This is a genomic window from Clavibacter lycopersici, from assembly GCF_003576405.1.
GTDB lineage: Bacteria > Actinomycetota > Actinomycetes > Actinomycetales > Microbacteriaceae > Clavibacter > Clavibacter lycopersici.
The window spans coordinates 1-20,537 of sequence record NZ_QWGT01000023.1; the positions used below are offsets into that span (position 1 = coordinate 1).

21 protein-coding genes, 1 tRNA gene and 1 pseudogene are annotated in these 20,537 nt (G+C 69.1%); 10 read left to right on the forward strand and 13 right to left on the reverse strand.

What is annotated here, in order from left to right; all coding sequences use genetic code 11:
• A partial coding sequence (locus tag DZG00_RS03100) for a DIP1984 family protein (protein ID WP_445986050.1) occupies nt 1-235 on the forward strand: 235 nt, incomplete at its 5' end.
• A gap of 228 nt (nt 236-463) precedes the next feature.
• On the opposite strand, the gene DZG00_RS03105 is transcribed toward DZG00_RS03100, so the two are convergent.
• On the reverse strand, nt 464-1,432 hold the full coding sequence (locus DZG00_RS03105; protein ID WP_255414004.1) for a GlxA family transcriptional regulator: 969 nt from the start codon (nt 1,430-1,432) through the stop codon (nt 464-466).
• 110 nt (nt 1,433-1,542) lie between these two features.
• Here DZG00_RS03105 and DZG00_RS03110 point away from each other — a divergent pair, with 110 nt between their 5' ends.
• Nucleotides 1,543-2,178 (forward strand): isochorismatase family protein, encoded by a 636-nt coding sequence (locus DZG00_RS03110; protein ID WP_119381162.1) that lies wholly within the window; start codon nt 1,543-1,545, stop codon nt 2,176-2,178.
• Between the two features lie 31 nt (nt 2,179-2,209).
• On the opposite strand, the gene DZG00_RS03115 is transcribed toward DZG00_RS03110, so the two are convergent.
• The 3 genes from DZG00_RS03115 to ald form a co-directional block, all read right to left on the reverse strand.
• The gene (locus tag DZG00_RS03115; protein WP_119381163.1) at nt 2,210-2,833 is read right to left on the reverse strand and encodes a DUF4190 domain-containing protein; all 624 of its coding nucleotides are present in this window, start codon (nt 2,831-2,833) and stop codon (nt 2,210-2,212) included.
• 202 nt (nt 2,834-3,035) lie between these two features.
• Nucleotides 3,036-3,755, reverse strand: coding sequence for a DUF4190 domain-containing protein (locus DZG00_RS03120; protein ID WP_119381164.1), 720 nt, complete (start codon nt 3,753-3,755; stop codon nt 3,036-3,038).
• Between the two features lie 78 nt (nt 3,756-3,833).
• Nucleotides 3,834-4,949 carry an alanine dehydrogenase gene (gene ald / locus DZG00_RS03125; protein ID WP_119381165.1) on the reverse strand — a complete coding sequence of 372 codons (1,116 nt, stop codon included), beginning with the start codon at nt 4,947-4,949 and terminating at the stop codon, nt 3,834-3,836.
• Nucleotides 4,950-5,116: 167 nt separating this feature from the next.
• Between ald and DZG00_RS03130 the strand changes: the two genes are divergently transcribed.
• Nucleotides 5,117-5,611, forward strand: a complete 495-nt coding sequence (locus DZG00_RS03130; protein WP_119381166.1) for an Lrp/AsnC family transcriptional regulator — start codon at nt 5,117-5,119, stop codon at nt 5,609-5,611.
• 12 nt (nt 5,612-5,623) lie between these two features.
• On the opposite strand, the gene DZG00_RS03135 is transcribed toward DZG00_RS03130, so the two are convergent.
• Complete coding sequence (locus DZG00_RS03135; protein ID WP_119381167.1) at nt 5,624-6,037, reverse strand: winged helix-turn-helix transcriptional regulator; 414 nt, start codon at nt 6,035-6,037, stop codon at nt 5,624-5,626.
• 80 nt (nt 6,038-6,117) lie between these two features.
• Here DZG00_RS03135 and DZG00_RS03140 point away from each other — a divergent pair, with 80 nt between their 5' ends.
• Entirely contained in the window at nt 6,118-6,924 is an 807-nt protein-coding gene (locus DZG00_RS03140; RefSeq protein ID WP_119381168.1) for an NAD-dependent epimerase/dehydratase family protein, read from the forward strand.
• Nucleotides 6,925-6,948: 24 nt separating this feature from the next.
• On the opposite strand, the gene dcd is transcribed toward DZG00_RS03140, so the two are convergent.
• Entirely contained in the window at nt 6,949-7,554 is a 606-nt protein-coding gene (gene dcd / locus DZG00_RS03145; RefSeq protein WP_053775497.1) for a dCTP deaminase, read from the reverse strand.
• 81 nt (nt 7,555-7,635) lie between these two features.
• Between dcd and DZG00_RS03150 the strand changes: the two genes are divergently transcribed.
• The 3 genes from DZG00_RS03150 (at nt 7,636) to DZG00_RS16945 (ending at nt 10,287) form a co-directional block, all read left to right on the forward strand.
• Nucleotides 7,636-7,709 (forward strand) — tRNA-Gly (locus tag DZG00_RS03150).
• Between the two features lie 840 nt (nt 7,710-8,549).
• Nucleotides 8,550-9,347, forward strand: a complete 798-nt coding sequence (locus DZG00_RS17530) for a thymidylate synthase (protein ID WP_119381169.1) — start codon at nt 8,550-8,552, stop codon at nt 9,345-9,347.
• Nucleotides 9,301-10,287 (forward strand): alpha-glutamyl/putrescinyl thymine pyrophosphorylase clade 3 protein, encoded by a 987-nt coding sequence (locus DZG00_RS16945; RefSeq protein ID WP_158586965.1) that lies wholly within the window; start codon nt 9,301-9,303, stop codon nt 10,285-10,287. The genes DZG00_RS17530 and DZG00_RS16945 overlap by 47 nt, the downstream gene beginning before the upstream one ends.
• Here the strand turns inward: DZG00_RS16945 and DZG00_RS03160 are convergent.
• A complete protein-coding gene (locus tag DZG00_RS03160) occupies nt 10,262-11,347 on the reverse strand; it encodes an ImmA/IrrE family metallo-endopeptidase (protein ID WP_158586966.1) in 1,086 nt (361 codons plus the stop codon). The two genes, DZG00_RS16945 and DZG00_RS03160, sit on opposite strands and share 26 nt — an antisense overlap.
• 674 nt (nt 11,348-12,021) lie before the next feature.
• Complete coding sequence (locus DZG00_RS03165) at nt 12,022-12,801, reverse strand: FadR/GntR family transcriptional regulator (RefSeq protein ID WP_199688884.1); 780 nt, start codon at nt 12,799-12,801, stop codon at nt 12,022-12,024.
• A 149-nt stretch (nt 12,802-12,950) separates the two neighbouring features.
• Between DZG00_RS03165 and DZG00_RS03170 the strand changes: the two genes are divergently transcribed.
• Together DZG00_RS03170 and DZG00_RS03175 are read left to right on the forward strand one after the other, a co-directional pair.
• Nucleotides 12,951-13,469 (forward strand): gluconokinase, encoded by a 519-nt coding sequence (locus DZG00_RS03170; protein WP_119381172.1) that lies wholly within the window; start codon nt 12,951-12,953, stop codon nt 13,467-13,469.
• A 68-nt stretch (nt 13,470-13,537) separates the two neighbouring features.
• On the forward strand, nt 13,538-14,938 hold the full coding sequence (locus DZG00_RS03175) for a GntP family permease (protein WP_119381173.1): 1,401 nt from the start codon (nt 13,538-13,540) through the stop codon (nt 14,936-14,938).
• A 79-nt stretch (nt 14,939-15,017) separates the two neighbouring features.
• On the opposite strand, the gene DZG00_RS03180 is transcribed toward DZG00_RS03175, so the two are convergent.
• The 3 genes from DZG00_RS03180 to DZG00_RS03190 form a co-directional block, all read right to left on the reverse strand.
• Complete coding sequence (locus tag DZG00_RS03180) at nt 15,018-15,602, reverse strand: pyridoxine/pyridoxamine 5'-phosphate oxidase (RefSeq protein WP_119381174.1); 585 nt, start codon at nt 15,600-15,602, stop codon at nt 15,018-15,020.
• 62 nt (nt 15,603-15,664) lie between these two features.
• Nucleotides 15,665-16,474 carry a DNA-formamidopyrimidine glycosylase family protein gene (locus DZG00_RS03185; protein WP_119381175.1) on the reverse strand — a complete coding sequence of 270 codons (810 nt, stop codon included), beginning with the start codon at nt 16,472-16,474 and terminating at the stop codon, nt 15,665-15,667.
• A 41-nt stretch (nt 16,475-16,515) separates the two neighbouring features.
• Nucleotides 16,516-17,649 (reverse strand): hypothetical protein, encoded by a 1,134-nt coding sequence (locus DZG00_RS03190; protein ID WP_119381176.1) that lies wholly within the window; start codon nt 17,647-17,649, stop codon nt 16,516-16,518.
• A 202-nt stretch (nt 17,650-17,851) separates the two neighbouring features.
• Here DZG00_RS03190 and DZG00_RS03195 point away from each other — a divergent pair, with 202 nt between their 5' ends.
• On the forward strand, nt 17,852-18,598 hold the full coding sequence (locus DZG00_RS03195) for an SDR family oxidoreductase (RefSeq protein ID WP_119381177.1): 747 nt from the start codon (nt 17,852-17,854) through the stop codon (nt 18,596-18,598).
• A gap of 30 nt (nt 18,599-18,628) precedes the next feature.
• On the opposite strand, the gene DZG00_RS03200 is transcribed toward DZG00_RS03195, so the two are convergent.
• The gene (locus DZG00_RS03200) at nt 18,629-19,657 is read right to left on the reverse strand and encodes a LacI family DNA-binding transcriptional regulator (RefSeq protein ID WP_119381178.1); all 1,029 of its coding nucleotides are present in this window, start codon (nt 19,655-19,657) and stop codon (nt 18,629-18,631) included.
• Nucleotides 19,658-19,712: 55 nt separating this feature from the next.
• A pseudogene (locus DZG00_RS03205) lies at nt 19,713-20,468 on the reverse strand (carbohydrate ABC transporter permease); the annotation flags it as partial.
• Between the last annotated feature and the right edge of the window lie 69 nt (nt 20,469-20,537).

A 20,537-nucleotide genomic window follows, 5' to 3' on the forward strand; every position in this document is an offset into this window, starting at 1 on the left:
GATCCTCACGTCAGCGGCCGACGCCGCCTCCGGCCGGGGCGGCGGCGCGGGCGGCGGCTCGTACGCGCCGCGGCAGATGCGGAGCGAGCTGCGGCAGATCGCGGCGCTGCCCATCCGCGAGGTGCGCGAGCGGGCGGACGACACGGCCCGGGAGCTCCGGGAGCTCGACGCGCGGATCCAGCGCGCGAACTGGGAGGTGGAGCTGGTCGGGGAACCCGACGGGACGGAAGGCTAGGGGCGAGTCGGTAGTCGTCCGGAGCGGGCACACCCCGATGGATCGGCGGGCGATCCGATCCACCTGTGGCGCGGAGGGCAGCGCACCCGGCGAGAGCCGAGCACGAGCCAGCCCCGCACCTCGCACCGGGAACGGTGCACGGGTACAGCTCACCACCACGTGCCGGTCGGACGACGAGGGAGGGTTCGGGGACCTCGCCCCCACCGCGGGACGCCGCGCCGCACGTGCTCAGGCGCGCGCGTCGAAGCGGCGCCGGTAGCTCGACGGCGTGACGCCGAACGCGCCGGCGAACGCCTGCCGGAAGGTGACGGCGGTGCCGAAGCCGCAGTCCGCGGAGATCCGCTCGACGGGCAGGTCGGTGGTCTCGAGGAGGCGTCGGGCCTCGTCGAGCCGTCGGGAGCGCACCCAGGCCGCGGGCGTCGATCCCGTCGCCCGGCCGAACGCGCGGAGGAACGACCGGCGGCTCATGTGCGCGACGGCCGCGAGACGGTCGACGGCGAGGTCGTCGTCGAGGTGGGCGAGGGCCCAGGCGGTCGCGGCCTGGATCGGATCCCCCGCCTGCTCCACCGCGACCGGCCGCTCGATGTACTGCGCCTGCCCGCCCTCCCGGTGCGGCGCGACCACGAGGCTGCGCGCGACGCTGTTCGCCGCCGCCGCACCGAGCCGCGTGCGCACCATGTGCAGGCACGCGTCGAGCCCGGACGCCGTGCCGGCCGAGGTGAGCACGTCGCCGTGGTCGAGGTAGAGGGCGCGCCCGTCCACGCGGATCCCCGGGTGGCGGGCCGCGAGGCCGTCGACCGCGTTCCAGTGGGTGGCGGCGGCACGGCCGTCGAGGAGCCCGAGGTCGGCGACGGCGATCGCGCCGAGGCAGAGGCCCGCCACGACGGCGCCGCGGCCGTGCGCGCCGAGGACCGCGCGACGCAGCCCCGGTCCGGGAGCCCGGCCGTCGTCCACCCAGGACGGGATGACGACCACGTCGGCGTCGTCCGCGGCGGCGAGGCCCGAGAGCCCGCCGAGCCGGTGGCCCTCCGCCGTGACGATCGAGCCGGCGCGGTCCGAGAACAGCACGGTCTCCCAGTCGCCGAGCCCCTGCCGTCGCACCTCGTCGAAGACCATCTGCGGCACGCCGAGGTGGAACAGCGTCACGCCGTCGAAGGCGTAGACCGCGATCCTCAGCCGCTCGGCATCATGTGGCACGGATCCATCGTAGGCATGCCCGCGGGCCACGGGCGCGCGCCGCGGGCCGACGCGATGATCGGAGCACGGACGCGGCACCCGCCGTGCCGCGAGACCTCACAGGAGCCCCCATGACCGCACCCCGCCGCGCCCTCGTCCTCGTCGACGTCCAGCAGGAGTACTTCGCCGGACCGCTCGAGATCCGCCACCCGGATCCGGCCGGGTCCGTGCGCGTGATCGCCCGCGCCATCGACGCGGCGACGGCGGCGGGGATCCCGATCGTCGTCGTGCAGCACACCGCCGGCGAGGGCGCGCCCGTCTTCGACCCGACGAGCGACGCGTACCGCCTGCACCCTGAGATCGAGTCCCGCCGCACGGACGCCTGGAAGGGGCTCGTGAAGTCGAAGGGCTCGGTCTTCGCCGGGACCGACCTCGTCGACTGGCTGCGCGCGGAGGGCCTCGACGCGATCACGCTGGTCGGCTACATGACCAACAACTGCATCCTCGCGTCGTCGGTGGAGGCGGAGGGGCTCGACATCGCGGCCGAGGTCCTGTCCGACGCGACCGGGGCGATCGCCCTCGCCAACGCCGCGGGATCCGTCGACGCGGCGACCGTGCACGGCACGCTCATGACGCTGCTGCACTCCAACTTCGCCGCCGTGGCGACGACCGAGGCGTGGATCGAGGCGGTCGCCGCCGGCGAGGCGCTCCCGAAGGACGACCTCGGCAGCTCCGCCGTCGCGGGCGCGGCGCGCTCCGCGGGCTGATCCACCGGGCCCGCCTGCTCCGCGGACCCGTTCACTCCGCGGTCTGCCGGTAGTCGAGCATGTCGAACGCCGTCACCTTGCAGGACGCCGCCTCGTCCCGTCCCGACGCGGTGTCCTCCGCCAGGATCCGGTCCGCCACCCGCAGCCGGCAGGAGACGGTGCCGCCCGTCTCGCCGAGCACGGCGGTGACGCTGAAGTAGTCGCCGGCGGAGTAGGCGGCGTCGGTGAGGTAGACGTCGTGCTCCTGGGTGAGGGGGAGGTCATCCGCCGGCTCGTCGCGGTACTCCTCGTTCAGGCCGCCCAGCCAGATCGTGCGCACCTGCGGCGCGCTGCCGGTCAGCTCGACGGTGAGCGTGACCGGGTAGACGATCTCGGGGGTGGCGGGCGTCGTCGGCACCGGGCTGGACGCGGCATCCGGGGGCGACGGCGGGTACGTGTCGAGCACCAGGCCGACGATCGTCGTGATCGCGATCACCCACGCCACGAGCGCCACGAGGTTGAGCGCCAGCCCGGTGATCGCGAGAGGTCGGGAGTTCCGCCGTCGCTTCCGGGTGAGCGCGAGGATCCCGAACACCGCGCCCACGACGGCGAGGAGCCCGGTGACGAGATCGAGCACCGGCACCAGCGCGCCGATGAGCGCCAGGACGGCGAGCACGACCGCGGTCCACGCGGCCTCGTTCCGTCCGCGAACGGGGGCGGCCGGCGGGGAGGGCGGTTCAGGCGGATCGGGCGGGGGCGTCGCCGGTCCGTAGGGGGTCTCCGGGGTGGCCGGGTCGGCCGGCCCGTACGGCGTCGGCTCCGTCACGCCGTGGCCGTCGCCGCCGTCGGACGGGTGCCGCTCATGCGCGTCGCCCGTCTCAGCCGACGGCCGCGCGGATCTCGGCGGCCGTCACGACGCAGGCTGCGCGCGCAGCCGAGCCCGAGGATGTCTGCTCGGTGAGCACGGTCCCGCCCACGAGGACCCGGCAGGTCACGTCGCCCTCCTCGGCGCCGCCCGTGCCGACGAGGATCAGGCGCTCGTCGTCGAACTCGCTGCCGCCCGGCAGCACGACCTCGCGAGTGAACGGCAGCGGCTGGGACTCGGCCTCCTCGGCGCCGAGCACCTCGCCGACCAGGCTGGTCCACGCGGCGCTCACGGCGGGCACGGTGCCGGTGAGCTCGTAGGAGACGGTCACGTCGCCGACCGCGGATCCGTCGTCCGGCGTCTCGACGCCCTGCGGCTCGGGCAGGGGCACCGGGCTCGTCGAGGAGCGCGAGTCCTCGACGGCGTCGCCGATGACCGTGGCGATGCCCACCGTGTAGACGATCGCGAGCACGATCGAGAGGATCAGCGCGACGACGCTCGCGATGAGGCCGCCGAGCGCCATGCCCTTGGGGCGGTCCCTGAGGATCAGGCCGATGATCCCGAGCACGATGCCGACGACCGCGAGGAACCCCGACACGTAGTTGAGGATCGGGATGACCGAGCCGATGAGCGACAGCACGCCGACGATGAGCGCGGCGAGGCCGACGCCGTTGAACGTCTTCCGCTCGCGGGGTGCGCTGGTGTCGGGTTCGGGCGCGTAGCGGAAGGTCATGCTTCGACCCTGCCAGGGATGCGGGCGGATCCGGCCGCCGCGGGGTCACGATCCCGCGTCGGCCGGGCCGGCCGGGCCTCAGGCCAGGACGTCCGCGACCGGCGTCAGCGGCATCTCGAGCGCGGCGGCCACGTGCGAGTTCGTCACGTGCCCGTCGTGCACGTTCAGGCCGAGCGCGAGCGCGGGATCCTCCGCGAGCGCCCGCTTCCACCCCTTCTCGGCGAGCGCGATCACGTACGGCAGCGTCGCGTTGGTCAGCGCGCGCGTCGACGTCTCGGGCACCGCGCCCGGCATGTTGGCGACGCAGTAGTAGACGCTGTCGTGCACGTCGAAGGTGGGGTCGTCGTGCGTGGTGGGGCGGGATCCCTCGAAGCATCCGCCCTGGTCGATGGCGATGTCGACGAGCACGGATCCCTTCTTCATGGTCGCGACCATCTGGTCGGTCACGAGCTTCGGCGCCTGCGCCCCGGGGATGAGGACCGAGCCGATCACGAGGTCGGCGTCCTTGAGCTGCGCCGCGATCTCGTAGGCCGAGGAGACGCGCGTCTGAACCTGCCCGCCGAAGCGGATCTCGAGCTCGCGGAGGCGCGGGATGGAGAGGTCGATGATCGTGACGTCGGCGCCCATGCCGAGCGCGTTCGCCGCGGCGTGCTCGCCCGCGACGCCGCCGCCGATCACGACGACGCGCGCCTTCGGGGTGCCGGGGACGCCGCCGAGGAGGATCCCGCGCCCGCCCGCCGCGCGCATCAGGTGGTACGCGCCGACCTGGGTGGAGAGCCGGCCGGCGACCTCGCTCATCGGCTGGAGGAGCGGGAGCTGGCGGTTCGGGAGCTGCACCGTCTCGTAGGCGATGGCCGTGGTGCCCGAGGCGACGAGCGCGTCCGTGCAGGGGCGCGACGCCGCGAGGTGCAGGTAGGTGAAGAGGGTCTGGCCCGGGCGCATGCGGGGGTACTCCTCGAGGATCGGCTCCTTGACCTTGAGCAGCAGGTCGGCGGCGCCCCACACCTCGTCGGCGGTGGCGACGATGGTCGCGCCCGCCTCGACGTAGTCGGCGTCGGTGATGCTGGATCCGAGCCCCGCGCCCTCCTGCACGAGCACCTCGTGTCCGCGCCGCACGAGCTCGTGCACGCCCGCGGGGGTCGCGGCGACCCGGTTCTCGTTGTTCTTGATCTCGGTGGGGATCCCGACCTTCATGCGCGTGCTCCGTCTCGTCTCCCCGCGAGGTGCGGCCGGCGGCAGCGATGCGGGAGGGCAGGTCTCATGCTGGCCATCGTGCGTTTCGGGCGCGTGAACTCCGTAGGATCATCGGCGATAGCCGTTCGATCTGCTCGATCGTGCGCCCGCTAGCCGAGGAGTACCCGATGACGACGAAGGAACTGCGGGCGCCCGAGCCGCTCGACGCGATCGACCGGAAGCTCGTCGCGCTCCTCCGCGCCGACGCGCGCACCCCGAACAGCCGCCTCGCCGAGCAGGCGGGCATCGCGCCGTCGACGTGCGTCACCCGGGTGCGCGGCCTCGTCGAGCGCGGCGTGATCACGGGATTCACCGCCACGATCGACGCCGACGCGGTGGGCGTGGGCCTGCAGGCGCTCATCAGCATCGCGATCCGCGCGGGCGCCCGCCACGAGATGGCCGCGTTCGCCTCCGAGATGCGCGAGCTCGCCGACGTGGTGCAGCTCTTCTTCCTCGGCGGATCCGAGGACTTCATCGTCCACATCGCCGTCCGCGACAGCGACCACCTCCGCGACTTCGTCCTCCAGCACCTCTCGGCGCACCCGGCCGTCGCGTCGACCCGCACGAGCGTGGTGTTCGACCACCACCACTCGGGGCCGGCGGTGGGGGATCCGGACGCCTAGCGCGCTGCACGCTCAGCGGATCGCGTGCCCCGGGTGCTCCGCGTCGTAGCGCTCGCGTGATTCCGCGATGCCCGCGCGCTCCGCGAGCGCCCAGTCGCCGAGCGCCTTCACGAGGTGCGTCAACCGGCTGCCCGAAGGGGTCAGCGCGTACGAGACCTGGGCCGGCACCGTGGGGAAGACCGTGCGGGTCACGAGCCCGTCGCGCTCGAGACGCCGGAGGGTGAGCGTCAGCATGCGCTGGGAGATGCCGTCGATGGCGCGCTGCAGCTCGCGGAACCGCCGCTCCCCCGCCGCCAGCTCGACGACGACCATCACCGACCACGTGTCGCCCACGCGGTCGAGCACGTCGCGGATCCCGCAGTCCGGGTGATCCTCGCGACCGCATGGCTCGAGGTCGGCGGTCACCGTGGTGTGCGTGAGTGACACGGAAGTGCCTCCTTGTGAGGGGTCGGGTGTCGCAGCACGCTCGGTGACGTCACCGAATCCGAACCACGAGAGGTGGATCCATGATCCTCGTCACCGGCGCCACGGGCCAGCTCGGCTCCGCCATCCTCCAGCACCTCCGCGATGCGGACGTCGACGCGACCGGCAGCAGCCGCTCCGGCGCCGACGGGATGCGGCGCATCGACCTCGACGACCCGGCGACGATCTCCTTCGCCAGCGTCGACACCCTGGTGCTCGTCTCGGCGGGCGAGGCCGAGGACGACGTGGTCACCGCCCGGCACGACGCGGCGATCACCGCGGCCGAGCGCGACGGCGTCGGGCACGTGATCTACACGAGCGTGGCCGCGGCCGGGGATCACCTCGCCTTCGCGCTCGCGCACCGCTGGACCGAACGGCGCCTCGCGCGGAGCCGCGTGCCGTCGACCGTGCTGCGGAACGGCCTGTACGCGAAGCTGTTCGGCGCGCTGCTGACCTGGCGCGGATCCCGGCTGGAGTCGGCGTTCGGGGACGGCGCCCTGGCGGCCGTCGCGCGCGGTGATCTCGCGGAGGCGGCGGCCGTCGTGGCCCGCGATCCGCAGGTGCACGCGGGTCGGACGTACGACCTCGTCGGTCCGGCGATCACGGCATCCGCGGTCGCCGACCGGGTCGGCGCGCCGCTCGACCGGATCGACCTCGCCGCACGCCGGGCGTCCTACGAGGGCGCCGGCCTCAAGCCGTTCCAGCCCGCGATGCTGATGTCGATCCACACGGCCGTGCGGCACGGGTTCCTCGCCGGGACGAGCGGGGAACTGGCGACGCTGCTCGGACGCGAGCCCTCGGACGCCGTGCAGGTGGCGGCCGATGCCGCGTCGGCCGCGCGCCCTGCGTGAGCGACGTCCGGCCGGCCGGCCGGGCTACTCCCCCGACTGCCCCGCATCCGTCACCGTCACGTCGGTGTGCACGAAGTTCAGGTACGAGCGAGACGCGGTCGGGCCGCGCTGGCCCTGGTAGCGGGAGGCGTACTCGCCGGATCCGTAGGGCTTCTCGGCGGGCGACGACAGGCGGAAGAAGCAGAGCTGGCCGATCTTCATCCCGGGCCAGAGCTTGATGGGCAGCGTCGCGACGTTCGACAGCTCGAGCGTGACGTGGCCGGAGAACCCGGGGTCGATGAAGCCGGCGGTGGAGTGCGTGAGGAGGCCGAGGCGGCCGAGCGAGCTCTTGCCCTCGAGGCGCGCGGCGACGTCGTCGGGCAGCGTGACCAGCTCGTACGTGGACCCGAGGACGAACTCGCCCGGGTGCAGGATGAACGGCTCCCCCGGCTTCGACTCGATGAGGCGCGTGAGCTCGGGCTGGTCCTCGGCGGGGTCGATGTAGGGGTACTTGTGGTTGTCGAACAGCCGGAAGAAGCGGTCGATGCGCACGTCGATGCTCGCGGGCTGCAGCATCCCGGGGTCGTAGGGATCGAGGGCCACTCGTCCGGCGTCGAGCTCGGCGGTGATGTCACGGTCGGAGAGGAGCACGGCAGGAGCCTACCGGCGCTGGGTGGCGCCCGGCCGGACTCTTGCTAGGCTGTGGTCTCGACCCGGCTCCTGGCCGGTCGCGCGAGTGTAGTTCAATGGTAGAACTTCAGCTTCCCAAGCTGATAGCGCGGGTTCGATTCCCGTCACTCGCTCCAGATAGTTTCAATGCATACCGCCACCGCCTCAATGCACTTCACACGACGGCAGCCGACCTTCTGTCCCAACCAAATGCGAGCACCCGACGCTGGTTCAGTACCTACGCGGCGCGCGACAGTTGTAGAAGAAACGTAACCCAACCCTCCGCCAGGGCTATTCACTATCCGGGCACTTGAGACCCGTCGTTAGTGATCCATTCAAACGCCGAATCCCGGGATGCGCAACGTCTGCCTTCTGTGTCAGGCAGGTTTCCTGCATAACCAAACCAAATATCTCCTCGTCGCTCCGCTCGCCCCCAGACGTCGCCGTCGACGTCTCGCAGCGAGCCCCTACGTCGGCGCACTACCCAGTACTCCTCGCGGTGGTCCTCACTTCGTCTTGCGTCGAATACGTGTCCGTTCTGGTCGTTTCGAAACGCTATAGCCCGGGATGTTGTCGACTGCACAGTGATCATGGCGCCATGATAGTTACGGGCTTCACGTTCGGCGACCGTACCGGCTTGGCGCGTCGCACTAAGAGACCCCCAAAGCGGGGGACGCTGCGTTGCGTCAGCAGCATTTACCCGTAGGGTGCAAGCACGCTAGTTAGACAACGCGTAATCCCGCACGAGACGGAATACTGGCGTATCGAGTGCTTACACTAACAATCTTCAAAGATGAACTTTGAACAAAACAAGAGGATGACTGGTGGGCTTTACCCATTCCGCAAACTCCCTTGATGACCTCTTAGCCGCGTGTCTTCCCAGGCTTTTGGATGACGGCGACCAGGTGGAATCGTCCCGTGGACTAAGCAAGGAGCTGCGCGGAGTGTCGCTCACATTGACTAATCCTCTTGCCCGCATGAGTAGAAGTGCCAACCGCGGCAGGTTATTTAGCGCATTGGGAGAACTGACGTGGTACTTAGATGGGAGTAGCGATCCCGCCCATATTTTATACTACTTACCACGTTATGGCGAAGCCGTAGGTGAGTATGGAGGCTCCTACGGCCCGCGCCTATTTGGGTTAGGTAATAATGCACAAATTCATGGGGTCATAGCTCAGTTGACGTCAAGCCCATCTACTCGTAAGGCTGTTGTTCAGCTTTACGATCGCGACGACGTCCACGGGAACCCAAGAGATGTGCCATGCACATGCACACTGCAATTTTTCGTGCGCAATGGCAGGGTCGACCTCATTACGTATATGCGGTCGAATGACGCAATTTTAGGTTTGATGCCGGACGTATTTGCGTTCACATTTCTCCAGGAACTTGTCGCCCGTTCGCTGGGGTATGACCTAGGAACATACACACATATGGTTGGCAGTCTTCACGTGTACTCGGAACGGGAAGCTGATGCGAGGGCGTATCTAGATGAAGGCTCCTTCCCGCTCTACCCCATGCCCCCTATGCCCCTACAAGACCCATGGGAGATGGTCCAACAACTACTGAACGCGGAATCTAACATGCGCAACGGCCTTCAACCCCTTTATCCAGATGATTCGTCATCCTACTGGCGCAATCTCGGGCTTGTTCTAGGGGCTTGGCGGGCGTTCAAAGATTCCGATAAAGAGACCTTGCGAAAGCTGCATGAAATGTTATCAGCGACAGTATATGGAACAGCCACGCTCGAAAAATGCTATGCGTTGGGAGCACTTTAACATGCGTAAAAACTACGTCGCCGACTGGACTCGGCTCGACACTGCAATTAGGAAGTACGAGGCAAAGATAGGGCCGCTTCCAGGTCTCGCAACGCCAGACCTCCGAGACACGCTCATACAACAAATCATCGATAGCGAACAGCGCGTACTTTATACAGAGCGGTTGCGCAGTCGAAGACTGGACCCTAGCGCGACGAACCCTTCGTCTATAGGATTCGACCCCCTAAAGGCAGCCATTCTCCACAACGATTCCGGTGATTTGGACGAAGCCGCCTGGTTGGTCTTTCTGTATGTGCATTTTGGAAAGCATAAAATTGCAGGCTGGCGATACATTCGGGACACTTATAGCGCGTTTAATTCCGAGCCGTCGCGATGGTGGACATGGACTCGTATCGCGGCTGACCCAACGTCGTTTCGTTTCTGGCTTGAAGAGCATCAACAAGATTATGCGCAGGCGCCAGGCCCAAGGGGCTTTGGTAATCATAGGAAATATGTCAGCTTAGACGCGCTTGGCGACCGCGGCACGGGCGCGGCAGTTGAGTCATACGTAAAATGGGTTTTAGATGCAGGCGGGGACCATAAAGAGAGATTCGAATCTCTTCAAGGGCACACACCGGAAGAGACTTTTCAAGCGGTATATGCATCGCTACGTGATGTCGTTCAGTTCGGACGTATCGCAAAATTCGACTATACGACAATGCTTGGTAAGCTCAACCTATTAGACGCCCGACCGCCACATTCATACCTAGTCGGTGCCACTGGGCCGCTTACCGGAGCTCGGCTGTTATTGCGAGGAGATCCTAGAGCGGGAAGTGCGCAGGAGCTGCAGAGCGAGCTAGCAGCACTTGCACGAGCCATTGAGGTATCGCCAGACGTAATAGAGGATTCCATTTGCAACTGGCAGAAGACTCCTACTAACTACGTGCGCTTTTCAGCGTAGCCCCATCCCATCTAAATCTTCGAATTAAAGAGCGAAACTGGTTCTGTCTTATTACTTGCGAGTGATGAAGTTGGCCTACTACTACGCCCGGCGATACTTTCTGTCTAGCTGCGTAAGATATGACGGACCGCGTGGTTACACGCGAACTTCTAAATTCACCCACCCCTCGCGGTAACAGCGCAGTCTGTCCAAACTCATTTGCTTCTGTCTCGGATGCAGAAAGATCGTCAGCCACGTCTAAGTTGTCAAAGAAAGATTCTTCGCCGTCATGAAGCACTAAATGGCCTATCTCATGCACCAAGGTGAACCAAAAATGGTCTTCTGCGAGGTGGCGAGCGGTCAAGCCTACTATTCGACGACCGTCAGTCGCCTTAAATGCGACTCCACTAAGTCGATTACCCTGCGTGGCAGGCAGCACTACTAGCGCCACACCAGCACCGTTTAGCAGGGCGCGCAGAGGAGTGAGAAATTTCTCCGGATCACCAATTCTCGACAAGCGTTGAAGATCCGGCAGCATTGCATGCAAATCCGATTTACGCCACTGAGAAATCGTTTGATCACATGCTTCTATTTCGACTTGACGAAGCCATGCGGTAACGGCGAGATCGTCCGACGCGTAGGCACTAGACGTTCGGAATCTTGCGTCGGCAAACCGTGTCTTCCAAAGATTGGTCAGGTCATTAGTAGTGGCCACACCGTAGAAGTCGAGTAGAGCTTGCGCCCGATCCTCCCATCCAGCGACATTGCCTATCCATCCGCGATTGATCATCTCCTCAACTGGCGAACGTTCTGCCAACGCGTCCGCATCAAGCAAACTTAGTGAGGTGCGGTAGTCGCTTTCTCGCGATGCCCAGAAGCGGGGCGTCGACCCGAGGAAATTTGACAATCTGATCGCAAGAGTCTCATCAACACTGATGTCACCATCCAGTAAACGACGTGTCTGCGGGTCCCCAATTTGTAGCGCGTCAGCGAGATCGTCGATTGTGAGCGACCGGGAAGATAGTATTCTGAGAATTGTCGCGCCCGGGGCCGATGCCCACTTGGGCTCGGAGTTGCTCATTGTATGCGAAGTCAAAATTCTTTCGCCTCCCATGCCACGATTTTAAGTCTGTTTACGCGATCCCAGTCAGGTTTACCATTAGGCAACCGCCGCACTGTAACATGATCGACTCTACAATCGAAGGCTCCCGTATCTCCGACGGTTATCCGCAAAGCGCTAACGCTAGCGTCATCCAATAGTGGTACACCAACGGGCACTTCGGTGATAGTGGCAGCGGCGCGCATGTCTGCGATGATGGTTTGAACATCAGCGAGTGCGGCCGAGGAGGGCCAGTCTCCGGCGAAGGGGTCCAGTATGCGTTGCCTCAGATCGTCCCCCTCGAAGCTTAATTCCATACCATCATCTTTGGACCCATGCTAGTGATCGGGGAACGGTCGGCGATCTGGGCACTCGCCCCTGTGCGCTCCTTATTTGGTACACCATACTCTTTCCGCGCTTGGCGGTGCGGCCAATGATGACGACGTCGTTTGAGGATCGTACTGTGCGGCACAAACTCACGGCCGGCTGGGCCACCCTCCATCGTTGACTTCCGCCCTCGGCCCTCACTAACCGGGAGACGAAGGGGGTGCAGCATGCTTACTCAGGAGTGGAAACGCGGACGGATGCGCGCAGATGCGACGCGTGCTTCTTTTGAAATACAAGTAGGCGATGTTCAAGCTGCGCTTTGCGGAGCGTCAGCGGATCGCGCTGCTGACCTCCGCTAGCAGCGACGCCATCCCCGCCTCCGCCGTCGCCGCGTCGCCGTCGCGAATCGCATGCGCCACCTGCTCGTGGGTATCCAGCGCATGCGGCCGCGGCGTCCGCGGCATCAGCCCCTGGTGCGTGCGGCCGCTGAGCACCTCCGTGATCACCTCGCGGAGGGCGCAGAACATGTCGTTGCCGCTGGCCTCGAGGATCAGGTGGTGGAACTCGATGTCGGCGGCGAGGAAGTCGACGAGGGCGCCGGCCTCGCCGAGGCGGCGGAGATCCACAGCGAGCTCGGCGATGCGCGTGCGCTGTGCGGTGGTCGCATTGCGCGCTGCCAGTGACGCCGCGACCGGCTCGACCGCGCGGCGCAGCTGTGTGAGGGAACGGAACTGGTCCGAGCGGCCGGGGCCGGTGAGGCGCCAGCGGATGATGCGCGGGTCGTAGACGTTCCAGCGGTCCGGGCCCTGCACCACCAGGCCCACGCGGCGCTTCGGCACGATCAGCGCCATCGCCTCGAGCACGCGCACGCAGTCGCGCACCACCGTGCGGGAGACGCCGAAGCGCTGCTGCAGGTCCTCGATGGTGAGGCGGCTGCCCTCGGCGAGCGCGCCGTCGACGATGTCGCGGCCGAGCGCGTCGATGATCCGCGTGGCCATCACCTCGGCGGCGGGAACCCGAGCGGCGGGAGTCGCGGCGGCGGGACCCGAAGCGGCAGGATCCGCGGCGGCGTTCGCCGTTGCCGGGGTGGGCGCTGACTGCGTCGTCATGGTCCTCTCCGGGTGGACGTCGGCCACGTGGTCGATCGGTCAACCATAGGTCGGGCGGGGGCGCGGCCGAACACCTCGCCCAGGAAAGGTGTTACCTTTCTCGGCACGGCGACCCGTCGCCGTCCGCATCGACCGACAAGGGAGTCCGCATGCCCGCACGACCGCGCCACATCGTGGTGATGGGGATCTCCGGATCCGGCAAGACCACGATCGCCACCGCCCTCACCGAGCGGCTCGGCTGGACCTTCGCCGAGGCGGACGAGTTCCACCCCGAGGCGAACATCGCCAAGATGACGGCCGGCACGCCGCTCACCGACGACGACCGCTGGCCGTGGCTCCGCGCCATGCGCGACTGGATGACGAGCGAGGCCGAGGCCGGCCGCAGCACCGTCGTCACCTGCTCCGCGCTCAAGCGCTCCTACCGCGACCTGCTCGGCGAGGCCGAGGGCGAGGTGCACCTCGTGCAGCTCACCGGCGACACCGAGCTGATCCTCGAGCGGATGAAGACCCGCAGCGGCCACTTCATGCCGGCCTCGCTGCTGCCGTCGCAGATCAGCACGCTCGAGCCCCTCGCCGACGACGAGCACGGCCTGCTCGTCGAGAACACGGGCACGCCCGCCGAGGTCACCGAGCGGATCGTCCGCGCGCTCGGGCTCGACGCCCGCTAGAGCGCGCCCGCCGCACCGCTCACCCGCACCACCACCAGCCACACCGCACGGTTCACAACGGAGAGAACATGACCATCGAAGACTGGACGCAGACCCTCACCGCGGGTCCGCTCCTCCTTATCGCCGCGGGCGCCATCGCCGTCCTGCTGTTCCTGATCATCGCGCTGCGCGTCCACGCGTTCGTCGCCCTGATCCTCGTGAGCCTCGTCACCGCGTTCGCCACCGGGATCCCGACCTCGCAGATCGTGACCGTGCTCGTCGGCAGCTTCGGCTCCACGCTCGGCACGGTCGCCCTGCTCGTGGGACTCGGCGCGATGCTCGGCCGCCTGGTCGAGACCAGCGGCGGCGCGAAGACGCTGGCCGACACCCTGATCCGCCTCTTCGGCGAGAAGCGCGCTCCCTTCGCGCTCGGTGTCGCGTCCCTGATCTTCGGCTTCCCGATCTTCTTCGACGCCGGCCTCGTCGTGATGCTGCCCATCGTCTTCTCGGTGGCCCGTCGCCTCGGCGGCGGCGTGCTCCGCTACGGCCTCCCCGCGGCCGGCGCCTTCTCGGTCATGCACATCTTCGTGCCGCCGCACCCCGGGCCCGTCGCCGCCAGCGAGTTCTTCGGCGCGAACGTCGGCATCGTGATCATCGTCGGCCTCATCGCCGCGATCCCCACCTGGTACGTCACCGCGTACCTCTACGGGATCTGGGTCGGCAAGAAGTTCGTGCTGCCGATCCCCTCGATCCTCGGCCAGGCCGACGAGCACGCCGAGTCGAACCCGCCCAAGTTCGGCACCGTCCTCGCCGTGCTGCTGCTCCCGCTGATCCTCATCTTCATGAACACCGGCCTCAACGCGGCCTCGACCGGCGGGATCCTCCCCGAGGGCACGAGCGACCAGGCCTGGTACCAGGTGCTCCGGACCATCGGCGAGACGCCCGTCGCGCTCCTCATCTCGCTGCTGTTCGCGGCGTTCATGCTCGGCCGTCGCCGCGGGATCGACAAGAGCGCGCTCGAGAAGACGCTCGAGTCGGCGCTCGGTCCGGTCTGCTCCGTGATCCTCATCACCGGCGCCGGCGGCATGTTCGGCGGCGTCCTCCGCACCAGCGGCATCGGCGACGCCCTCGCCGACGTGCTCGGCGACCTCGGCATCCCGATCATCCTGGCCGGCTTCCTCATCGCGGCGATCCTCCGCATCGCGCAGGGATCCGCGACCGTCGCGCTCACCACCGCGGCGGGCCTCATCTCCCCGGCGATCCTCGCGGGCGACTACAACGCGTTCCAGGTCGCGGCGCTCGTCGTGGCGGTGGCCGGTGGCTCCGTCGTCGCGAGCCACGTGAACGACTCCGGCTTCTGGCTCGTCGGCCGATTCTTCGAGATGGACGTGAAGACGACCCTCAAGACCTGGACCGTGATGGAGACCACCATCGGCCTCATGGGCTTCGGGATCGCGGCGGCGGTCTTCGGGGTGGCGTCGCTGGCGTAGGCGCCCCTTCGACGACACGAGGCCCGTCCCGCTCTCCGCGGGGCGGGCCTCGTCGTGCTCGGTGGCTGCGGGCGCCCGCTCAGGCCCGCGGGGCGGCCCCCTCGCCGCCCGCTCCGGAACGGCTCCACGTCTCCCCGACGCGGTCGAACAGGATCCGCGTGTGCCGCCGGTCGGGCGACCCCTGCCAGAACTCCACGTGCACCGGCCGGATGCGCCACAGCACCCAGTCGCCCGGATCCACGTCGGCACGCGCCGCGGCCGAGCGCGCGGCGAGGTCGGCGGCGCTCTCCTCCGCGGTGGCCTCCTCGACGGATCCGCGCACCCGCACCGCCCGCACGAGCGGCTGCCACCAGAACGACAGCGCCGCGGCAGGGTTCGCGTCGAGCTGCGCGCCCTTCGCCGAGGAGCGCGTGCCCGCGAACGCCCAGCCGCGCGGGCCGACGTCCTTGAGGATCAGCGTGCGCGCGTCGGGCAGGCCGTCGGCGTCGACCGTCGCGAGGGTCGCGGCGTGCGGCTCGGGCACGCCCGCGTCGGCGGCCGCCGTGATCCACTCGCGGAACAGCTCGTCGGGGTCGTGGGGCAGGGCGTCGAGGTCGAACGGCGGTGCGGATCCGGTGAGCGAGGGCTGCGCGCGCAGCCAGCGGGCGAGGTCGTCGGAGGGCATGGATCCAGTCTCGCGGCGACCCTGCCCGAGCGGAACCGGGTCGGCTCGTCCGGGCGCGGCGGTCAGGGGGACGGCACCTCCGGCTGGCACGCCGGGCACCACCACGCCCGCCGCGCGCGCTCGCTCGTGCTCCCCGGGTCGTCGACGCCGATCACCGTCGTGCCGCAGCGGAGGCACGGTCGGCCCGCGCGGCCGACCACCCAGTGGGTGCGGCCGCGGCGGGGATCGCCCGTCGTGATCTGGTACGCCGCCGGCACCGCCGCCGAGCGGCGGAGGGAGCGGGCGGCGAGGTCGACCAGGGGCGGGAGGTCCACGTCGCGGACGCGGGTGGCCGGGTGCACGCCGCGCAGGAAGCCGACCTCGTTGACCCAGAGGTTGCCGAGGCCGGACATCGGGCGCTGGTCGAGGAGGGCGGCGCGGATCGTGTCGTCGGGGCGGGCCGCGAGGCGGGACACGGCGAGCGCCGGATCCCAGTCGTCGCGCAGCGGGTCAGGTCCGAGGTGCCCGATGACCGCGCGCTCGTCCCGCGTCGGGATCAGCTCGACCACCGGCAGGTCGATGCCCCAGAGCGTGCGGCCGTCGTCGAGGTGGAGGCGCACGCGCACCTGGTGCTGGATCCGCTCGGGCACGCGCTTCCCCGCCGCCGTGACCGTCCACGAGCCCTGCATGCGCAGGTGCGTGTGGAGGGTGCTGCCGTCGTCGAGCCGCATGAGCAGGTGCTTGCCGTGCGTGTCGAACCCGGTGATCCGCCGCCCGCCGAGCCGCGCACCCGCCCGTGCGCCCGACCGCAGCTCCCCGTCGGCGATGAGCGCGCCGTCGACCTGGGCGCGCAGCCGCGCCGCGAGGACGAAGACGGAGTCACCCTCGGGCATGGGTCGACGGTAGCGGGGACCGCCGACAGGGCGCGGGCGGGTCAGTCGGAGGAGACGGACGACCGCGGAGCGGACGCCTCGGCGCCCGTACCCGACGCCCGCACCGGCTCCGGCGCTCGCGCCAGATCCCCCACGGAATCCGCGTATCGCCGCATCCGGCGGTACTGCGCGATCCCCCACGGCAGCAACGCGACGTATCCCACGCCGAGGACGATCCAGAGGATCAGGAGCCACCCGTCGAGGTCGCCGCGGAGGGCGGTCGGGACGAAGATCGCCACCAGCAGCAGGAGGCTCTGCACCAGCTGGAACGGTTGGAGGGTCCGGCTGTGGACGGCGAGCCGCGCCGCCCGCCACTCCAGCTCGCGGACGAGCTCGTCGCCCTTGCCCGCGGCCCGGCGCGCCACGGCCTTGCGGTCCTCCTTGGCCAGCCCGCTCGTGATGGTGCCGCTGGCCAGCTGCGCGTTGATGGACACGATGAGGCACGTGAGGGCCGGGGCCAGGAACGAGAGCTGCAGCACGAGCGCGATGCTGTCGACGAGGTCCTGCGGCTCGAACCGATCTAGCAGCAGCGTCCCGCCGACGGTGACGACGAGCGCGACCACGAACACCAGGCCGATGATGCGCCACTTGCGGCGGGCGGTGCCCTCGGTCCAGTCGAGGTCGATGGAGAGGGTCGGGGCGTCGTCGGCGAGGCGCGCGCCGAGGCGGCGGACCGCGGCGGCCTGCGCGCGGAGCACGAAGATCCAGCTGGTGGCAGCGGTCGCGACGGCGGCGACCGCGAAGCCGAGCACCACGAGCGGGGAGACCCCGCCGACCAGCGACGCGACGGCGTGCACGACCACGGCGAGCGCGGTGATCCCCACCCACACGATGACCCGCACCGGTCGCGGGCGCGTCCCCGCGGATCGCTCGGGGTCGCGCCACGACTGCAGCTCCAGCAGGCCGAGGCACGGGGCGAACGCGAGGGCGAGCAGGCCCGCGATCAGCTGCGGGAGGACCGCGGCCGCATCCACGTCGGAGACGACGGCCGCCTCGTAGAGGCCGAAGCCGTAGAGCGTGCCGAGGCCGAGGAGCAGCGCCACCAGGACGATCAGCAGGCCGATCCGGCCGCCGAGGCTCCCGTCTCGCGTGGCGTCGGTCGGGGTCGATCCGGGTTCCGTGCCGCGTCCGCTCATCGTCCGACCGTATCGGCCGCGCTCCCACCCGCCCGACCCGCGGCCGGCCCCCGTTCGAGCCCCGGCGCGCCTCCCCACGTGAACTCCCGCTGGATCATCCCCGCTCCCCCGCGCGCCCGCCGCCGCCGCCCGCGCGACGGGGCACACTCGATCCACGAACCCGATCCCGTCACGCCGCGCGCCACCGCAGCGAAGGAGCCCCATGAAGATCACCGGCCGCACCGTCCTCATCACCGGCAGCACCTCGGGCATCGGCCGCGGGCTGGCCGAGCGGTTCCACGCCGCGGGCAACCGCGTCGTCATCGCGGGCCGCCGCCTGGAGCTGCTCGACGAGATCACCGCGCAGCACGACGGCATGTCCTCGGTCGTGCTCGACGTGGCCGACCCCGCCTCCATCACGGCCGCGCGCGAGGAGCTCGCCGCGAGCCACCCCGACCTCGACGTCGTGATCACCGCGGCCGGCATCATGCAGGCAGAGGACCTCCGCGATCCCGCGCACCAGGCCACCGCCGAGTCGATCATCACGACGAACCTCCTCGGCACGATCCGCACGATCGACGCGTTCCTGCCCGGCCTCCTCGCGAGCGACGAGGCGACCCTGATGACCGTCTCGTCCGGCCTCGCGTTCGTGCCGCTGCCCTCCACGCCCACCTACTCGGCGTCGAAGGCGGCCGTCCACTCCTACACGCAGAGCCTCCGCGCGCAGCTCGCCGACACGTCCGTCGAGGTGGTCGAGCTGGTGCCGCCCAAGGTGCAGACCGCGCTCATGCCCGGCCAGCAGGACGCGGGCGACGCCATGCCGCTCGAGGACTTCCTCGACGAGGTGATGGGGATCCTCCAGGCGCGCCCGGAGGACGAGGAGATCCTCGTGCAGGACGTGCACGGCCTCCGCTTCGCCGAGCGCGACAGCCGCCACGACGACATGCTCGCGCTCCTCAGCCGGCGGTAGCGGCCCCGGGCGGCACCGGCACGCAGCGCCTCAGCTGCTCTGCCGCACCACCAGCGTGGTCGGCATGAGGGTCAGCGGATCCACCGTCTCCCCGTCCACCAGCCGCACCAGCACCTCGGCCATCTTCCGTCCGAACTCCTGGTTGGGCTGGCGCACCGTGGTGAGCGCCGGCACGGCGGACCTCGCGAAGTAGTCGTCGTCGAAGCCCACGACCGCGACGTCGTCGGGCACGCGCAGCCCGTGCTCGCGCAGCTCCGCGTAGACGCCCGCGGCCATCTGGTCGCTCGCGGCGAAGACCCCGTCGATGGGCTCCCCGCGCGCGAGCAGCGTGCGCATGGCGTCGGCGCCGGACGCGGGCGAGAAGTCGCCGTACGCGACGAGCGTCGGATCCAGCCCCGCCCCCGTCATCGCCTCGCGGAACCCGCGCAGCCGGTCGATCCCCGCCGGCATGTCCTGGCGGCCCGCCACCGACGCGATGCGCGTCCGCCCGCGGGAGATGAGGTGCTCGGTCGCGGCCTTCGCGGCACCGACGTTGTCGACGTCGACCGTGGGCGCCTCGCGATCGTCCTGCCGCAGCGGCCGGCCGGCGAACACGACGGGCAGCCGGTCCCGCAGGCCGCTGAACGTGGCGTCGCCCGAGTGGTGCGAGACCACGAGCACGCCGTCGACGTTCCCGCCGAGCAGGAACCGGCGCGTCTTCTCGGCCTGCGCGGGCGAGGAGATGAGGAGCGTGAGCGTGTACTCGGTGGATGCCAGGTGCGTCATCGCGCCCTGGATCAGCGCCGAGAAGAACGGATCCGCGAACACGCGGGCCGTCTGCTCCGGCATCACGAGCGCCAGCGCGTTCGTGCGGCGCCCGGCGAGCGAGCGAGCAGCGCGGTTCGGCACGTACTGGAGCTCCGCGATGGCCGCGTTGACGGCGGCGACGACGCCGGGGGCGACCCGGTCGGATCCGTTCACCACCCGCGAGACCGTGGCCCGGCTGACGCCCGCGAGCTTCCCGACCATCTCGAGGGTGGGCGAGTGCTGGTCGGGGTTGGCGGCCACGGTCCCCCTCATGTCGGTGCTCGTCGGATCAGGCGCGGCGTGGATCAGGACGAGTGTACGGCCGGCCCTACCCCTTCACCGCGCCGGCCATGATCCCGGATATCAGCTGCCGCCCGGCGACCACGAACAGCACCAGCAGCGGCAGCGTCGCGAGCACCGCGCCCGCGAGCACGATCGAGTAGTCGACGTACCGCGCCGACTGCAGCTGGCTCAGCGCCACCTGCAGCGTCGGGTTCTGCGGCACGACGAGCAGCGGCCACAGGTAGTCGGTCCACGCGGTCATGAAGGTGAACAGGCCGAGGATCGCCATGGCCGGCCGGGCCGCGGGCACGCCCACGTGCCAGAACGTGCTGATCATCGACGCGCCGTCCACCCGCGCCGCCTCGATGAGCTCGGTCGGGATCACGTCCACCAGGTACTGCCGCATGAAGAACACGCCGAACGCGGTCACGAGGGTCGGCACCACGACGGCGCCGAGCGTGCCGGTCCAGCCGAGCTGCTTCATCATCATGAACAGCGGGATGATGCCGAGCTGCGTCGGCACGGCGAGCGTCGCGATCACGAAGACCATGAGCCCCTCGCGGCCGCGGAACCGGAGCTTCGCGAACGCGTACCCGGCGAGCGTCGAGAACGTGATGACCGAGACGCTGATCACGGTCGACACGATGACGCTGTTCATCAGCGCGAGCCAGAACGGCACGGTGCCCACGACCTCGGACACGTTGATCCAGAACCGGCCGCCCGGGAGCAGCGACGGCCAGGTGTCGGTGAGGGCCGACTTGTCGCTGGATCCCATGACGACCGACCACCACAGCGGGTACGCGCAGATGATCCTCGACGTGATCGTGATCCTGCTCGGCCTCACGGTCGTGTCCGTCGTGGGCGTCGTGTG

Coding starts and splice junctions, on each gene's coding strand:
- DZG00_RS17530 (WP_119381169.1), top strand. CDS start 8,550: ATGAGTAGAAGTGCCAACCGCGGCAGGTTATTTAGCGCATTGGGAGAA.
- DZG00_RS03130 (WP_119381166.1), top strand. CDS start 5,117: ATGACGACGAAGGAACTGCGGGCGCCCGAGCCGCTCGACGCGATCGAC.
- DZG00_RS03180 (WP_119381174.1), bottom strand. CDS start 15,602: ATGCCCTCCGACGACCTCGCCCGCTGGCTGCGCGCGCAGCCCTCGCTC.
- DZG00_RS03110 (WP_119381162.1), top strand. CDS start 1,543: ATGACCGCACCCCGCCGCGCCCTCGTCCTCGTCGACGTCCAGCAGGAG.
- DZG00_RS03170 (WP_119381172.1), top strand. CDS start 12,951: ATGCCCGCACGACCGCGCCACATCGTGGTGATGGGGATCTCCGGATCC.
- DZG00_RS03160 (WP_158586966.1), bottom strand. CDS start 11,347: ATGAGCAACTCCGAGCCCAAGTGGGCATCGGCCCCGGGCGCGACAATT.
- DZG00_RS16945 (WP_158586965.1), top strand. CDS start 9,301: ATGGAACAGCCACGCTCGAAAAATGCTATGCGTTGGGAGCACTTTAAC.
- DZG00_RS03175 (WP_119381173.1), top strand. CDS start 13,538: ATGACCATCGAAGACTGGACGCAGACCCTCACCGCGGGTCCGCTCCTC.
- DZG00_RS03120 (WP_119381164.1), bottom strand. CDS start 3,755: ATGACCTTCCGCTACGCGCCCGAACCCGACACCAGCGCACCCCGCGAG.
- DZG00_RS03200 (WP_119381178.1), bottom strand. CDS start 19,657: ATGAGGGGGACCGTGGCCGCCAACCCCGACCAGCACTCGCCCACCCTC.
- DZG00_RS03195 (WP_119381177.1), top strand. CDS start 17,852: ATGAAGATCACCGGCCGCACCGTCCTCATCACCGGCAGCACCTCGGGC.
- DZG00_RS03165 (WP_199688884.1), bottom strand. CDS start 12,801: ATGACGACGCAGTCAGCGCCCACCCCGGCAACGGCGAACGCCGCCGCG.
- ald (WP_119381165.1), bottom strand. CDS start 4,949: ATGAAGGTCGGGATCCCCACCGAGATCAAGAACAACGAGAACCGGGTC.
- DZG00_RS03185 (WP_119381175.1), bottom strand. CDS start 16,474: ATGCCCGAGGGTGACTCCGTCTTCGTCCTCGCGGCGCGGCTGCGCGCC.
- DZG00_RS03140 (WP_119381168.1), top strand. CDS start 6,118: ATGATCCTCGTCACCGGCGCCACGGGCCAGCTCGGCTCCGCCATCCTC.
- DZG00_RS03190 (WP_119381176.1), bottom strand. CDS start 17,649: ATGAGCGGACGCGGCACGGAACCCGGATCGACCCCGACCGACGCCACG.